Origin of the sequence: Clostridium sp. ATCC BAA-442 (assembly GCF_964239415.1) — a bacterium.
Classification (GTDB): domain Bacteria; phylum Bacillota; class Clostridia; order Oscillospirales; family Oscillospiraceae; genus Flavonifractor; species Flavonifractor plautii.
Genome location: NZ_CAXSQB010000011.1, coordinates 1 through 14,578, shown reverse-complemented (window position 1 = coordinate 14,578; position 14,578 = coordinate 1). Strand labels below are relative to the sequence as shown.

Annotated in this window: 15 protein-coding genes; 3 read left to right on the top strand and 12 right to left on the bottom strand. The window is 59.8% G+C overall.

Translation table 11 applies throughout. The features are described from left to right. Positions 1-193 precede the first annotated feature (193 nt). Positions 194-1,168, top strand: coding sequence for a DnaD domain protein (locus tag ACESY8_RS06765; protein WP_009257339.1), 975 nt, complete (start codon positions 194-196; stop codon positions 1,166-1,168). A gap of 3 nt (positions 1,169-1,171) precedes the next feature. Beyond that, positions 1,172-2,176, top strand: coding sequence for an ATP-binding protein (locus tag ACESY8_RS06760; RefSeq protein WP_007490142.1), 1,005 nt, complete (start codon positions 1,172-1,174; stop codon positions 2,174-2,176). Positions 2,177-2,225: 49 nt separating this feature from the next. On the opposite strand, the gene ACESY8_RS06755 is transcribed toward ACESY8_RS06760, so the two are convergent. The 12 genes from ACESY8_RS06755 to ACESY8_RS06700 form a co-directional block, all read right to left on the bottom strand. Beyond that, the gene (locus ACESY8_RS06755) at positions 2,226-2,420 is read right to left on the bottom strand and encodes a hypothetical protein (RefSeq protein WP_007490140.1); all 195 of its coding nucleotides are present in this window, start codon (positions 2,418-2,420) and stop codon (positions 2,226-2,228) included. Positions 2,421-2,432: 12 nt separating this feature from the next. Further along, entirely contained in the window at positions 2,433-3,314 is an 882-nt protein-coding gene (locus ACESY8_RS06750) for a hypothetical protein (protein WP_154250175.1), read from the bottom strand. A 248-nt stretch (positions 3,315-3,562) separates the two neighbouring features. Next, a complete protein-coding gene (locus ACESY8_RS06745; protein ID WP_338154757.1) occupies positions 3,563-3,955 on the bottom strand; it encodes a M16 family metallopeptidase in 393 nt (130 codons plus the stop codon). 109 nt (positions 3,956-4,064) lie between these two features. After that, a complete protein-coding gene (locus ACESY8_RS06740) occupies positions 4,065-4,517 on the bottom strand; it encodes a hypothetical protein (RefSeq protein WP_243427645.1) in 453 nt (150 codons plus the stop codon). A 160-nt stretch (positions 4,518-4,677) separates the two neighbouring features. After that, entirely contained in the window at positions 4,678-5,925 is a 1,248-nt protein-coding gene (locus ACESY8_RS06735) for a M16 family metallopeptidase (RefSeq protein WP_007490135.1), read from the bottom strand. 316 nt (positions 5,926-6,241) lie between these two features. Then, a complete protein-coding gene (locus tag ACESY8_RS06730) occupies positions 6,242-7,069 on the bottom strand; it encodes an HAD family hydrolase (RefSeq protein ID WP_007490134.1) in 828 nt (275 codons plus the stop codon). Further along, positions 7,069-8,349, bottom strand: coding sequence for an alkaline phosphatase family protein (locus tag ACESY8_RS06725; RefSeq protein WP_009257331.1), 1,281 nt, complete (start codon positions 8,347-8,349; stop codon positions 7,069-7,071). The genes ACESY8_RS06730 and ACESY8_RS06725 overlap by 1 nt, the downstream gene beginning before the upstream one ends. A 15-nt stretch (positions 8,350-8,364) precedes the next feature. Then, entirely contained in the window at positions 8,365-8,958 is a 594-nt protein-coding gene (locus ACESY8_RS06720; RefSeq protein WP_007490132.1) for an AAA family ATPase, read from the bottom strand. A gap of 91 nt (positions 8,959-9,049) precedes the next feature. Next, complete coding sequence (locus tag ACESY8_RS06715; RefSeq protein WP_024723835.1) at positions 9,050-10,384, bottom strand: ABC transporter substrate-binding protein; 1,335 nt, start codon at positions 10,382-10,384, stop codon at positions 9,050-9,052. Positions 10,385-10,461: 77 nt separating this feature from the next. Next, on the bottom strand, positions 10,462-11,283 hold the full coding sequence (locus tag ACESY8_RS06710; RefSeq protein WP_009257328.1) for a carbohydrate ABC transporter permease: 822 nt from the start codon (positions 11,281-11,283) through the stop codon (positions 10,462-10,464). A 13-nt stretch (positions 11,284-11,296) separates the two neighbouring features. Further along, positions 11,297-12,220, bottom strand: a complete 924-nt coding sequence (locus ACESY8_RS06705; protein WP_007490127.1) for a carbohydrate ABC transporter permease — start codon at positions 12,218-12,220, stop codon at positions 11,297-11,299. Further along, entirely contained in the window at positions 12,217-13,269 is a 1,053-nt protein-coding gene (locus tag ACESY8_RS06700; RefSeq protein ID WP_054339206.1) for an ABC transporter ATP-binding protein, read from the bottom strand. The genes ACESY8_RS06705 and ACESY8_RS06700 overlap by 4 nt, the downstream gene beginning before the upstream one ends. Before the next feature lie 319 nt (positions 13,270-13,588). On the opposite strand from ACESY8_RS06700, the gene ACESY8_RS06695 reads away from it, so the two are divergent. Then, positions 13,589-14,371, top strand: coding sequence for a DeoR/GlpR family DNA-binding transcription regulator (locus tag ACESY8_RS06695; protein WP_007490124.1), 783 nt, complete (start codon positions 13,589-13,591; stop codon positions 14,369-14,371). The last annotated feature ends 207 nt before the right edge of the window (positions 14,372-14,578 follow it).

Sequence of the window (14,578 nt, the reverse complement as noted above, 5' to 3'; positions counted from 1 at the left end):
CGCCCCCCCCCCCCCCCGGCGGGCGGGTGGGGGCACCCGCCCCTACAAGCCTGCAGTTTCTCCCTTCCCATATGGCCGCGGCCCCGCTTGCCCCTACGCCGCACGCCACGCAGGGGGCCGATATCCACAGTATACACCGCGCGTAGTTTTGTGCTATAATAGGCGGGAAACCAGAGAGGAACGGGGGATTCACATGGCCGAGCTGCTGCTGCCCGGTGACATTTTATCCATGACGGCCCGGGCGGCCGACCGGCTGATGGGCGCGGGAAACGGGGACGCAGCGCTGCTGTACCTGTGGTTGCTGCGCCGGGGCGGACGGCTGGAGCCGGAGGCGGCCCGCCGGGCGCTGAAGTGGGACGTGCCCCGGCTGGAGGCGGCCCTGTCCGCCCTGGTCGGGCTGGGCCTGGCGGACGGCACGGCCGCGCCGGAGGCCCCCGCCCGGATGGAGCCGGAGGGCCCGCCGGAGTACACCGCCGCCGACATCACGCGGGAGCTGGAGGACGGCGCCTCCTCCTTCCCCGGCCTGGTGAACGAGGTGCAGCGGCGTCTGGGCAAGATCCTGTCCACGTCGGACTTGAAGAGCCTGTACACCCTCTACGACTACCTGGCCCTGCCGGCGGAGGTGATCTGCCTGCTGGTGAGCTGGTGCGTGGAGGAGTTTCAGCGGAAGTACGGCCCCGGCCGCAAGCCCCGCATGAGCCAGATTCAGAAGGAGGGCTTCGTGTGGCGGCGGCTGGGGGTGGACACGGCCCAGGCCGCCGAGGCCCACCTCAAGAAGCAGGCCCTCTACCGCAGCCGGGAGGGGGAGATTCTCCGCCTGCTGGATCAGCCGCCCCGCCCCCTGGTGGAGAAGGAGCGGAAGAAAGTGGCGGCCTGGACGGACATGGGCTTTGCCGACGAGGTGCTCCGCCTGGCCTACGAAAAGACGGTCTACAAGAAGCAGAAGATGGACTGGGACTACATGAACGGCATTCTGTGCGGCTGGCACCGGAAGAACCTGCACACCCTGGCGGAGGTGGAGGCGGGCGACCGGCAGCGCCGCCCGGCGGCCCAGCCCGCCATGCAGGGCCGCCCCGCCGCCCCCGGCGAGGCCGACCAGCGGGTGCGGGAGGACTTGGAGCGGATGCGGGAGTTCCTGCGCCGCCAGCAGGAGACGGAGGGAGAGTAAGCCATGGGATACGAGCAGAGCGTCCTGCGCCGGGCCACCGCCCGGCTGGAGGCCCAGCGGAAGGCCCGGGAGGAGGCGCAGGAGCGCCTGCGCTCCGAGATTTACGCCAAGCTGCCCCGGGTGGCGGCCATCGACCGGGAGCTGCGGCGCACCATCACCCAGATCATCGCCGCCTCCCTGCGGGACGGCAGCGATCCGGTGCCCGCCATCGGGGTGATCCGGGATAAAAACCTGAGCCTCCAGGCGGAGAAGGCGGCGCTGCTGACCGAGCACGGCTATCCCGCCGACGCCCTGGACGACAAGCCCGCCTGCCCCAAGTGCAGCGACACCGGCTGGGTGGGGGCCAATATGTGCGCCTGCCTTAAGGCGCTGTGCACCGAGGAGCAGATCAGGGAGCTGTCCAAGCTGCTGGATCTGGGGGAGCAGTCCTTTGACTCCTTCTCCCTGGACTACTACTCCCCCCTGCCCTGGCCGGGGGAGTCCCTCTCCCCCCGGGAGAACATGGAGTTTATCTTCGACGTGTGCTCCAGCTATGCCCGGAAGTTCGGCCGGTTCTACTTCCGCAACCTGTTTCTCACCGGCGCGCCAGGGCTGGGCAAGACCTTCCTCTCGGCCTGCATCGCCCGCACCGTGTCGGAGAGCGGCTTCTCCGTGGTGTACGACACGGCGGTGAACATCTTCACCCGCTTCGAGGAGCAGAAGTTCGCCCGGGACAAGCTGGAGGCCGGGGAGGCCAAAGACGAGACCCGCCGCTACCTGGGCTGCGACCTGCTGATTCTGGACGATCTGGGCAGCGAGCTTTCCACCCCCTTCGTCCAGTCCGCCCTCTACACCCTCATCAATACCCGTCTGACGGCGGACAAGCGGACGGTGATCTCCTCCAACCTGACCATGGATCAGGTGCGCGCCCGCTACACCCCCCAAATCGCCTCCCGCCTGGAGGGGGAGTACCGCGTGCTCCCCTTCTATGGGGAGGATATCCGGCTGTTGAGAAAGCAGAGACTGTGACAAGGGCCTGTGAACGGATTTCGTTCACAGGCCCTTGCCATGCGAGAAATTATTTTTTCCGGGACAGGGTCATCAGGAGCCCTCCGGCTGCGGCAAGTGCCATGCAGCTCAGGAAGTACCTCCATGCCGTCCCCAACAGCTCCGGCTGAGTCCGGAGTGGGAGGGCGAGTCTTGCGGTTCCGAACGCCGCCGCACCCACATAGCAGGCTATTGCCAGCAGAAATAATACCTTTTGCCTTCTCATATCACTATGCTCCTATGTGGGAATACGAATTGTTATGTCCCTCGAATAAGCCCCTAGGTCATAAGTTGAAACTCTTCCTGTAGGCGATGTAATTTTTATTTTTCTCTCTATTCCATTATTGGAAGGCTTATACGTCACTTGATATTTCATATTCAGCCTAGGTGTTATGTCAAGTTTGTACTCACTTGGTGATTCTGTCGATGGCACGCCGCCAGAAGAAATATACCCCCATCCAACCGACAAAGCAATCCCGGCCCCCACCCCTTCAACGCCGAGTAGCGGAACAAGAGATATTGAAATAGCAGTTACTGTCCCAAAAGTTACCCACCATCCAATTGTTTGTGCAGTATTGTATTTGTCCAATTCTGATTGTGTCCAGACAAATGCCTTAGAGGTAATTGCTGTTACCAGTGTACTGGTCGCATTATCACTATCCTCATAAACTGTTTTAATCCTAGAGTTTCCAGTTGTATAGTTTGCAGTTATTACATATTTAGGGGAAAAATGCTTCACATCAATTGTAATCGTTTTTGTAATCGTTTTATTGGAGTTGTTACGATATGAGGCGTTTTTGGGGGTCTCGATAGAGCCGGCACGTTTGCTTGGAATTAATTCAACCTTATAGTAGAGTGTCTGGTTTGCCGGAACTTTAATCGTAAATGAAAGCGTTCCGTTGCTGGGGTTCTTGATATTTGTTATTAGGCTCGAATCTTTAACGTGATTAATTTGTACCCCCTTTTGCTCCAGATCAGTTAACATTTCCTGTGACGGGTCTTCATGCGCTGGATATTCCTGCTCGACAGGCGCCACTGCGGCAGCCACTACAGACGAACCGATGCTCAATAAAATGCTAAAGGTCAATAGATATGCAGTAATTCTTTTGATTAATTTCATATTTTTCCCTTCTTTCATTGAATGCCTCGGTTGACGTTTGCCGGCTAAATCCTCCCTCTACGCGCAGGCTGAGGCCTCTTTTTGTTTTGTGTTACAAGGAAAACCACGCATATTCTCTGCAAGTCCGATAAGAAGCCGTCTGAGGGGAATCTCAGGAACCTCCTCTCCCGCATTGCCATCGTAGTATAACCGCACAAAAACTTCCTTACATTTCCCTTAAGTTTGGTTTAAGATTGCCAGTTCTCCCCTCATCCGCCCCTCCGGGGCACCTTCCCCCAGGGGAAGGCAGGGTGGGAACAGAAAAGCTGCCCGCCCCAAAGCGCGGGGCGGGCGGCGATGATGGCGTCCTCGTCCAGCACCTCGCCCCGGCCCAGGCTGCTCATGTGGGACTGGGTGGACTCCAGCCCCATGAGCACGTTGGCCTTGGACTGCTCCCGGGCCCGGTCCAACTCGGCCTGGGTGACGCCGTGCTCGGTCGGCTCCCGGATCACGGCCAAAATGGTGTCCAGCGCCTGTCCCTCGGTCTCCCGCCCCAGGGCGGTGTAGACGCCGAAGTAGCCGGTATTGTCATGGCAGGTGCCGTAGGAGTAGATGGAGTAGCAAAGCCCCTTCTGCTCCCGCACCTGCTGAAACTCAATCACAACCCGGACGAGACGGTGGACATCACCTGGTCGGCGCTCCAATACCGTCTGGATGAATCCGTAGGCTATCCAAAGATTGGATAAAACGATTGCAAACGGAGGAGACGGTTCACCCGCCTCCTCCATTTTTGTGTTCCTGTTCCGATTGCTCCGCCAACGGCTCCAGCGCCGCCCGCAGGTCGGCGTTCAGCGGGCGGAAGCGCAGCTTTTCCGCATACAGCAGCCCGTCGGAACCCAACTCGAAGCTGGCCGCAGGGATCCGCTCCTCCGTGTAAATCTCCAGCCGGAAGGGGTTGTCCTCCGCATCCTCCATGGGGATCACGTTGGAGACGCCCCACCAGAGCACCCAGGTATCGTCCAGAACGGTGCGCAGCTCCTCCAGCCCCTCCCCGGCGGGGTCATGGGCCCCGCTGCCGGAAAAGAGTTCATACATGACATAGCCCGTTACCGCCTCATCCGGCCCCGGAACCAGCCAGCCCAGCTTCTTGGGGCCGAACACCAGCACCAGGACCGCCAGAACCGCCACAACGATCAGCCGTGTTCTCCATCTCCTCTTCTCCATATCGCCATCCTCCTCCCGTGAACCCCCGTTGGTTTTCCCTCCTGTTTTCCACATCCTATCACGGTTTTGTGGAAACTTCAATTTAAATCCGCCCTTTCTCTTCCCAAGGCGTGCAAAAACGGAGGACGGCAAAAGGCCGTCCTCCGTTTTGAGCTTGATTTCAGTGCAGCAGCGCCCGATAGGCGTCGGCGCTCCCCACCCGCCCCACGGCGGAGAGGGAGGCGTTTTCAAACCGGAACAGCTCTCCGGCCAGGGCCTGCACGTCCGCCCGCGTCACCGCGTCGTAGGCAGCGATGATGGCGTCCTCGTCCAGCACCTCGCCCTGGAGCAGCTCGCCCCGGCCCAAGCTGCTCATGTGGGACTGGGTGGACTCCAGCCCCATGAGCACGTTGGCCTTGGACTGCTCCCGGGCCCGGTCGAGCTCGGCCTGGGTGACGCCGTGCTCGGTCAGCTCCCGGATCACGGCCAAAATGGTGTCCAGCGCCTGTCCCTCGGTCTCCCGCCCCAGGGCGGTATAGACGCCGAAGTAGCCGGTATCGTCATGGCAGGTGCCGTAGGAGTAGATGGAGTAGCAAAGCCCCTTCTGCTCCCGCACCTGCTGGAACAGGCGGGAGGACATGCCGCCCCCCAGGATGGAGGACAGGAGCTGGAGCTGGAACCGCCGGGGGTCGGCGAAGGACAGGCCGGGGAAAGCCAGGGTCAGGTGGTTCTGCTCGATGGCCTTCTTCTTCACCACCACCCCGGGCACATAGGCGGCGGCCCTCGCAGCGGTGTGGGGCCGCGCCTCCAGGCCGGCAAAGCGCCCGGCCAGTTCCGCGGCGTCGGCGTCGGTAAAGCTGCCCGCCAGGGCCACCACGATGCGGTCGGGCCGGTAGTGGGCGCGCTGGTACGCCCGCAGCCACGCCCCGTCCATCTTGTCCAGGGTGGCCTTTCGTCCCAGGATGGGCCGGGCCAGGGGGGAGCCCTTGAATACCGCCCCGGCCAGCCGCTCAGCGCAGAGATCCTCCGGGTTGTCCTCGTACATGCCGATCTCCTCCAGGATCACCCCCCGCTCGGTCTCCACGTCGGCGTCGTCGAACCGGGAGTGGAAGAACATGTCGCACAGGATGTCCGCCGCCCGGGCCAGGTGGGTGTCCAGCACCCGGGCATAGAAGCAGGTGCACTCCTTGGTGGTGAAGGCGTTGATCTGGCCGCCCACGGCGTCCATCTCCTCCGCCAACTGGGCGGCGGTGCGGCTCCGGGTTCCCTTGAAGAGCATGTGCTCGATGAAATGGGCCGCCCCGTTCTCCCCCGCGCTCTCATGGCGGGAGCCGGTCCCCACCCAGATGCCCAGGGAAACCGAGCGCACCCCCGGCACATGCTCCGTCAGGATACGCACCCCGTTGGGGAGCGTCTTTTTTTCATACATCAAACCATTGTAACCTCGCACTTCTCTATATTTTCGCGCTTAGTATGGACAAATACCGTGCCGTTTACGCCCCGCGCAGGGCAATCAGGAGCAGTACCACCGCCGTGATGGCCAGGATCAGCGCCAGGTAGCCCACCACCTTCTTTTTCATGGCCGCGCTCTCCTTTCCTGTTCTCGTTTGGGTTACAACACTATATCACATTCCGTCCCACTTGTCAGCCGGAAAATCCGCGGGAAAAACAGCAGGCCGGGCGGGGGCTCTCCTCCGTCCGGCCTGTATGCAGAATGTCCTCCCGCCGGGCTGGACTGCCCGGCTTCAGCACCAGGCGGCCAGCAGCTCCTTCAGCTCCTCCTGCGTGCGGATGCAGGCATCCCAAAGGCCCTCATCATCCGCTGGGTATGGAGAAACCCGCAGGGTGCGCGCTCCGGCCCGCAGGCCGGCGTACAGGTCGCCGTATCCCTGGTCCCCCACAAACAGCATCGCGTCAGATGGTATCCCCCAGCGGGCACTCCACCCTTCCATACGTTTCGGAGTGGCGTGGGGCTTCTCCGCGTCAAAAATCTGCTCGTCAAAGCACCCCAGCAGCCCCAGCCGGGCCAGAAGCGCCTCTCCTCCCTCCCGCCTGGAATTTGAGCACAGCACAAGCCGGATGCCGCGGTCCCGCAGGCGGAGAAGCCGCCCGGCCAGCACCGGATCCGGTTGGGGGCCCACCCCGTCGGTCAGCAGATCCCGCCGGGCCAACTGGAACCGCTCCCAGAACGCCTCACCGTCCCAGCCGATACGCCGGGCCAGGTACATGGCCAGGCTCCAGCCGTCGGAGATATAGGACCAGCATCTCCGGTCCAGCCAGGGCGAGGGGTCCGGACGCAGGAGTGCGGCCTCGGTGGGCACAGCCAGCAGCGCGGCGGCCGGGCCAGGACACACCCCCCATTCCTTGGGGGCAAACCGGCCGCAGCGGAAGGCCGGATTGCCTCCCGCCAGCACCCGGCTCATCTCCGCCTTTACAGACCCGATCTCCTTCTCCCATGGAGTACCGGCAAAGTAGTAGTCGATCATTCGCAGGTAGATACGGTCGTCGTGGTAGAGCGTGCCGTCCAGATCAAAACAGACAAGCCCCGGGGCAGCCTGTAACCCTCTTCCCATCAGGGCCGCACCAGGGCATCCACCGGATGCCCGTCCATTCCTATGGGTTCCAGCCCCAGCAGACGGAGGATGGTGGGCGCGTGGTCAATGAGCCTCCCGCCGTGGATTATCCTGCCGGATACAGCATTGGGCCCGGCAACGATGAAGGGGGGCTTGTCCCCCTTCCAGGGCAGGTGGCCGTGGGTGGAGACCGATGGCTTATATTCCTTTATGTCGTTGACACTGGTGATAAGCTGCTCCCCATCCAGGGCCCTTCCAAAGCACACCCGGTCGCCGGCTTCAATGACAAAGTCAAAATCGCCGGTCAGGTGCATCTGCGCGGCCTCCTCTTTGGTAAAGATCCGCTCCAGGTATTTGGGGTACTTCTTCTGTTGCTCCAGCAGGACGCAATACACCATTTCCCGGTCCACCTCCGGCCGGAGATAGATGTGTGCGCTGAGCGAACAGTTGGCGGCATAGACCTGATAGTCTGCCAGGGAACCGTCCTCCGCGGTCTGGAGCCAGCCCAGCCGGTGGAACAGGGCGTTCAGATGGAACATCTCGTCGCAGTAGAGCTGACCGTGGTCGCCCAGCAGCACAATATTTGTGTTCTCCACGCCGCCGGTCTCCTCCAGCGCATCCAGCACAAGCCCCATCTGTCCGTCAATAAAGCGGAAGGCGTGCTCCAGATCTCCGTGCACGCCCAGGCGGTGGCGCTGGTGGTCAACGTAGGACAGGTGGAGCAGCATCAGGTCGGGGCGGTGGGCCCGGATGATGTCGGCGGCGCACTTGGCGGCGAACTCGTCCATCTGTGGCGTCTTCATCCAGCGGAGCATGTGCTTATTGGCCTCAAAAATCTCCTCCACCGCAGGGCTGTTGGCCCTGGTAAACCACGGTGTCGGGTCATCCTCCTCCTGCGGGGCCCAGATCTCGCCAATATTGTACTCCGCTCCTGAGGCGCACATGACGGGCCAGGTGACGGTAGAGGCAGTCAGCCCCGCCTGTCTTGCAAAATCCACCACGGTAGGCACCTGAATGGCCTCCCGCCACCAATACCAGTCCATCCGTCCCTTTGCAAAAAAATCTGGAATCTCATTATTGTTGATGCCAGTCCGGTCCGGCCAGCAGCCGGTGGCGATGGTGGCATGGCAGGGATAGGTTAAGGTGGGATAGATACATTCGATATCCGTAATCCAGGAGGCATGCTCCATCACGCGCCCCAGGTTGGGAAGCTGCTTCAGCACGGGGATATCCGCTGTGATCAGCGCATCAATGGAGACCACTAGGGTGCGATTTGTCATGGGGTCCTTCCTTTCTTAAGTACGGTCCTGTTGGGCCTCTTCCTCTTTCATCAGCGCAACGAGCTCCCGCTCCCAGCGCTCGGTCTCCTCCAGCTCCTCCGCCGTAGCCCGGACCCCCGGCCGGACACAGGCGGCCTCGGCCAGGAAGTGGTCGATGTTCCGCCCCCGCTCCTGGCCGGTCAGCGTGTGCATGTCATACACATAATCAGGCAGGGGAAAGGGGTCTCCCCGCCGTATGCGCCGCTTAACCACACTGGCAAGCACGCTGGAGCCCCGCTCCTTCCGGCAGGCGCACAGATAGCGCACCGCGTGGACGAAGAGCAGTTGATAATCGGAGCTGTCCCGGGAGAGCTCCCGGCTGCTTCGGTGAAGGGCATCCACCACCACTGGGGCCATGGGCTCCCCCAGGCCCACGTCCTCGGCACTGATCACCAACAACCGTCTCCACAGGTAGGCGGTCAGCTCCTCCCCGGTCAGGTAGAGCTCATAGGCAGCCCGCACCGCCAGCTCCGTCTCCCCCCGGCGAATAAATTTCTGGAGGGCGGATATGACCTCGTCCCCCGGGTGTCCGCTGGGAGTTACGATGTCATGGTAAAAAATTGGTATCATGTCAGGTTTCCTTTCTGCGCGCCCGGGCCGGGACACGGGGCCGCGGCAGGGCGGAGGCGGATGCTCCGTCTCCGCCCTGCCCAAGTCCGCTTCAGTTGGCGCCGACGGTCTGCTTCAGGTTGGCCAGGGCCAGCTCCGGCTCCATGCCGTTGTCGGCCACCTCCTGCATCATGGTCTTGACGGCGCTGTTGACGGCGCTGGAGGTGGTGGTAGCATTGGTAAACACGGGCTCATAGAAATAACGGTCACTCTGCTCTACACCGGCCCGCATGTACTCGTGGCCGTCGGCCACATAGGCCTCATAGGCCGGGTCCTCCGCCACGGACTGGCGTATGGGCAGATAGCCGGTGTTTCCGGCAGCTACCGCCAGGTTGGCGTCATGGGAGGTCATAAACTTGATAAATTCATAGGCCGCATACATTCTGTCCTGATTCCCGTCCTGATTCAAGGCGATAATGACATGGCCGGCGGACAGGTTGGCGGCGGTATCCTCGCTCACCTGAGGAACAGGGGCGGTTCCCCAGTCCAGCTCGGGATTTTTGTCTGGGATATAGCTGGCCTCCACGCTGTCGCCGATATACATGGGGATCATCTCATTGGCAAAGGGCCCGGAGAAGAACTGATCCTCCCCCGCAGTACGCCAGATACCCTCATTCACGTTATCCTGCCACATCTGAAGCACCTTCAGGGTAATGTCGCTGTCCTCGGTGGCAAAGTACAGATTGCCGTTCTGGTCGGTGTAGCGGCCGCCGTTTTGGAGCAGCAGGGTCATAAAGCTGCCTGCCAGGTTGTCCCAGCCAAAGGCGGGCGCGCCGGTAATGTCTCGGATGGCGCGGCAGGTTTCCACCAGCTCATCCCAGGTGGTGGGAACACTGAGTCCGTGCTCGGCAAAAAACGTCTTGTTGTAATAGAGCACCTCGGAGTAGGAGTGGATCGGCAGGGAATAGATACCCTCCTTGGCATAGCTGGAGTTCGCCTCCCGCAGCCCTTCAAAGATGTCCTCGTAGTCGGTCATGCCCACATTGGGATCTGTAATATAGGGCTCCAGGTTAACCACATAGTCGGTCTGGAGGTAGTCAGCCACATAGGGGCGCAGGGCCAGGGTCACATCAGGGGCGCTGCCCGCCTTGATCGCGCCCACCACGCTGGAATAGAGCTCACTGCTGCTGCCGTTAAAGGTTGGGACCACGGTAATACCCTTCTCGGCTCCTATCGTTTCATTGAACTCCTCCACCAGCCCCTCCAGAACCTTCAGGTGGTTCTGATTGGAGATGGAGTGCCAGAACTGGAGTTCCACAGGGCCGGAAAGGGTACCCAGTTCCCCGGCGGGGGTTTCGGCCCCGCTGGGGGCCGGTTTGCTGCCGCAGGCCGCCAGGGAAAGGCCCAGGGCAAGGGCAAGGCTTACGCTGATGAGCTTCCGTTTCATCGAAAATTCCTCCTTCTTTTCTTTCGTGCCATATGCTTTCATTGTGTTATTCAAAGCCCGGCAGGCCGGGCAGGATCTTAACCCTTGATGCCGCCCCGCGCCACGCCGGCGATGATCTGCTTTCGGAAGACCAGGAAGAAAATCAGCATGGGTACAATGACGATCGTAGCGCCGGCCATCTGCAGATTCACCTGGGAGCTCACCGCATCCCGGAAGTGGAGCAGACCGATGGGCATAACCCGGTGGGCATCGCTCTTGGTGACCATAAGGGGCCAGACAAAGGAATTCCATTGGCTGATAAAGGCCAGAATTCCAATGGTGGCAATGGCATTCTTGTTCATGGGGATCATGACTTTCCAGAGGTAGCGCCAGTCGCTGCAGCCGTCCACCTTGGCCGCTTTGTAGAGGATGGAGGGGATCTGCATAAAATACTCCCGCATCATATAGATATAGAAACCGCTGGCCACCGTTGGCAGAATAATGCCCTGAAAGGTGTCCATCCAGCCCAGCTTGGAGATCGTGATGAAGTTCTGGATGATGAGCAGCTCTGCGGGGATCATCATGGTGGACAGGCAAAGCAGAAACAGCAGCTTTTTGCCCCGAAATTCGTAAATGGTAAAGCCGTAGGCAGACAGCACGGTAAGCACCAGGGTAAGGAGGGTACCGCCGCCCGCCACAATAATGGAGTTGCGCAAATAAAGGCCAAAGGGGGCGACGGCAAGAGCCTCCGTGTAATTTTCAAACTGGGGCACCGCAGGGAACAGGGTTGGCGGGATGGAGATGGACTCCGGCAGTGTTTTCAGGGAGGTAAAGAGCATCCACAAAAACGGGAAGATCATGACAAAGGCTCCAACAGTCAGAACGGCGATCTTGACCGCCTTGCCCACGTTCTGTTTCATATCCGACCCTCCCTTATACATAGTATACAAACCGCTTGGAGACCCACTTCTGAATCACCGTCAGGGCCAGTACGATGGCCAGAAAGATGATGGCCGCCGCCGAGGCGTAGTGAACCTGTCCCCGGTTGAAAAACATGTCATAAATATAGTAGACCATAGTGATGGCGCTGTTTCCAGGCCCAGCGCTCTCCCGGCTGAACATGGCATAGACCTCGTTGTAGGTCTTAAAGGCATGAATGACCGAAACGATGGTGACCATCCAAAACGTGGGGGAGAGCAGGGGCATGGTGATGCGGAAGAATATCCGGTGCGCTGGAGTGCCGTCGATCCGGGCGGCCTTGTAGTACTGCTGGTCGATCTTTTGCAATCCGGCCAGGAACAGGACAATCTTAAACGCCATACCGCTCCAGATGGTAAAAATGGTCACCGCCACAATGGTCAGGTTGGGATCGGACAGCCACTTCTGTGGCTCCAGCCCCAAAAACTCCAGAAAAAAGTTGATGTAGCCGTATTCCGAGTGGAAGAGCCAGCGGAACACCAGGCCGATGGCCAGGGTGGAGGTGACATAAGGGAGAAAATAGAGTGTCTGAAACAGTCCCTTGGTCCGAAGCAGGGAATTGATGAGCAGGGCTGCCCCCAGGGAGAGCACAATCGTGATAGGTACGCCCACCAGAACAATAAACATGGTGTTGCGCACGGCCAGCCCGAAAGCGGGATCCTGAAGCACGTACCGGAACGAATTGAGGCCGAATCCCGTGCCGGTGTCGGTAAGGTACACGTAACTCTGGTAAAACCCCATCCGAAGCGTCATGAGGATGGGGTAGACCACAAAGACCGCCAAAACCGCAAAGGCAGGGAGCAGATACAGATATGCCTTGGCGCTGCGCCGGGTGTTGCCCAGCGGATTTTCTGCGCGGGCCGGCTTGGGGCTCCTCATCCCGCCACCTCCGCATCCAGCCGTGCGCCGGTCTCCGGGTCAAAGATATAGACCAGGCGAGGCTCCAGGGTCAGCTCCACGGCGTCGCCTGCCGCCACACCGGCGGTGATGTCCAGAATGGCGCGGGCCCGCTCCCCTGCCAGTGAGAAGGTAACCAGCAGATCCTTGCCCCGCATCTCCACAGCCTCAGCCGCAGTCCGAAGCCCCTGCCCCAGACGCCACGCCTCAGGCCGGATGCCCACCAGGACCGGCCCATCCGCCGCGCCGCGCACCCGGAGCATGTAGTCCTCTGCCAGACACACCGTTCCGCCGCACACGTCCAACCGAAAGAAATTGATGGGGGGATTCCCCAGAAAGCCTGCCACAAAGCGGTTGGCGGGATTCAAATACATCTGTTGGGGTGGACACTGCTGCTGCACCACGCCGGTCCTCATCAGCACGATCTCATCTGTGATACTCATGGCCTCCTCTTGATCATGGGTGACGAACACGGTGGTGACGCCCGTCTCAGTCTGGATGCGGCGAATCTCTTCCCGCATCTCCAATCGCAGGCGGGCGTCCAGATTGGAAAGGGGTTCGTCCAGCAAGAGGATATCAGGCCGCTTGACCAGCGCCCGTGCAATGGCCACCCGCTGCTGCTGGCCGCCGGAGCGCTGGCCCGGCTTGCGCTTGAGGAGATCCTCGATCTGCACCAGTCTGGCCATCTCCAGGGTACGGCGGCGGATCTCCTCCTTCCCCTCCTTGTGGTTGACCAGAGGGAAGGCGATGTTTTGCTCCACCGTCAGATGGGGATAGAGGGCATAGTTCTGAAACACCAGACCAATGCCCCGCTTTTCTGGGGGCAGGGCCGTCACATCCCTGTCTCCAAAGAAAATCCTTCCGGAAGTAGGCGACTCCAGCCCTGAGATGAGGTAGAGTGTCGTGGACTTTCCGCAGCCGCTGGGGCCCAGCAATCCGGTCAGCTTGCCGTCCTGAATCGTAATGCTGACATCATTCACCGCCTTGGTTCCGGAAAAATCCTTGACCAGATGCTCCAATCGCAGTTCCATGGCGCAGCTCCTTTCATTTATTTTGCTTTTTATTGTCTCCATTGTATTCTATATCATTTTTCTTGTCAATAAAGGTTCAAAATTGCAGTTTTTGGTCTGTTTTTTAAGCTTTAATTTCATATAATCTCTTTATTTGATAGTATATTATCAATAATCTTCTCTGAAAGAGATAAAAGGCGTTGAATTATCATTTTTTAAAATTTGGCTTTACAAAAAATGTACAGAATATCCAACTAATTTTTGCTTTATTCTTGCCAGAGATCCGGTTTTATGATATTCTCTCCCTAGTATTTAATTAAGTATGGGAGGATTGCACCATATGAGTCTCAAAAAGATGACACGTATTGATAAAATCTCCCAGCTTTTGATCGCCAAGACGGGCGTATCGATTCGCGAACTGGCGGTGGAGCTGGGGGTATCTGAAATTACAATCCGCCGGGATCTGAAGCAGCTCGAGCAGCAGGGGACGGTAAAGCTGATCAACGGCGTGGCCATTCATCGCGCCGCCCAGAACCCCCACAGTACCCTTCCCGAGTACAATCTGGATTACGAGGTTCTCCACTTTGGAGACCGGAAGGCCCGCATCGGCAAAAAAGCCGCCTCCCTCATTGAACCCAACGATGTCATTGCCATTGATACCGGCTCCACCTGCTCCTACCTCACACAAAATCTGCCCAGCGGCGTCCACCTGACCGTGCTCACCTACTGCATGAACACCCTGGCCCAGTTGACCACGCATCCGAACTACGACGTGATCTGCGCGGGCGGCTACCTCTATCCCAACACCCGGATGTTTTATAGTCCAGAGGGTATCAGCCTTATTAACCGCACCTGTGTAAACAAGGCCTTCCTCTCCACCGCCGGCATCAGTGGCAAGCTGAACGTCACCTGTGTGGCTCCCCATGAGATGAACGCCAAGAGCGCCCTGATGGAGAGCAGCCAGACCAAGATCCTGCTGCTGGACTCCTCCAAGTTCAGCAAAATCTGTCCCACGACTTTCGCCTACCTCTCCGATTTTGACATCATCGTTACGGATGACGAGCTCTCAGCCGAATGGCAGGGCTATATTGCCGACCTGGGTATTCAGCTTTTGCTGGCCTGAGCGGGCAGCCGCATCATTTGCATGAACCTCCATGCGTACAGGACGCGCCGCGAAACTATGCAAAGGCTTAGGCGCATGAAGTGTTCGCGCATGTGGGCCGTACCGGCCCACGCGCTGTCATCTTATGGCCGTGCCGCTGCAAGCGGCGCATGGGCAAGTTTGCTATGCTCTTGCAGAGCAAAAGGGCCGGACGGAATGGTTCCGTCC

Excerpts from the sequence above, each read along its gene's own strand:
- ACESY8_RS06720 (WP_007490132.1), bottom strand. The coding sequence starts at position 8,958 with ATGATACCAATTTTTTACCATGACATCGTAACTCCCAGCGGACACCCG.
- ACESY8_RS06725 (WP_009257331.1), bottom strand. The coding sequence starts at position 8,349 with ATGACAAATCGCACCCTAGTGGTCTCCATTGATGCGCTGATCACAGCG.
- ACESY8_RS06760 (WP_007490142.1), top strand. The coding sequence starts at position 1,172 with ATGGGATACGAGCAGAGCGTCCTGCGCCGGGCCACCGCCCGGCTGGAG.
- ACESY8_RS06695 (WP_007490124.1), top strand. The coding sequence starts at position 13,589 with ATGAGTCTCAAAAAGATGACACGTATTGATAAAATCTCCCAGCTTTTG.
- ACESY8_RS06740 (WP_243427645.1), bottom strand. The coding sequence starts at position 4,517 with ATGGAGAAGAGGAGATGGAGAACACGGCTGATCGTTGTGGCGGTTCTG.
- ACESY8_RS06710 (WP_009257328.1), bottom strand. The coding sequence starts at position 11,283 with ATGAAACAGAACGTGGGCAAGGCGGTCAAGATCGCCGTTCTGACTGTT.
- ACESY8_RS06755 (WP_007490140.1), bottom strand. The coding sequence starts at position 2,420 with ATGAGAAGGCAAAAGGTATTATTTCTGCTGGCAATAGCCTGCTATGTG.
- ACESY8_RS06705 (WP_007490127.1), bottom strand. The coding sequence starts at position 12,220 with ATGAGGAGCCCCAAGCCGGCCCGCGCAGAAAATCCGCTGGGCAACACC.
- ACESY8_RS06735 (WP_007490135.1), bottom strand. The coding sequence starts at position 5,925 with ATGTATGAAAAAAAGACGCTCCCCAACGGGGTGCGTATCCTGACGGAG.
- ACESY8_RS06715 (WP_024723835.1), bottom strand. The coding sequence starts at position 10,384 with ATGAAACGGAAGCTCATCAGCGTAAGCCTTGCCCTTGCCCTGGGCCTT.
- ACESY8_RS06700 (WP_054339206.1), bottom strand. The coding sequence starts at position 13,269 with ATGGAACTGCGATTGGAGCATCTGGTCAAGGATTTTTCCGGAACCAAG.
- ACESY8_RS06765 (WP_009257339.1), top strand. The coding sequence starts at position 194 with ATGGCCGAGCTGCTGCTGCCCGGTGACATTTTATCCATGACGGCCCGG.
- ACESY8_RS06730 (WP_007490134.1), bottom strand. The coding sequence starts at position 7,069 with ATGGGAAGAGGGTTACAGGCTGCCCCGGGGCTTGTCTGTTTTGATCTG.
- ACESY8_RS06750 (WP_154250175.1), bottom strand. The coding sequence starts at position 3,314 with ATGAAATTAATCAAAAGAATTACTGCATATCTATTGACCTTTAGCATT.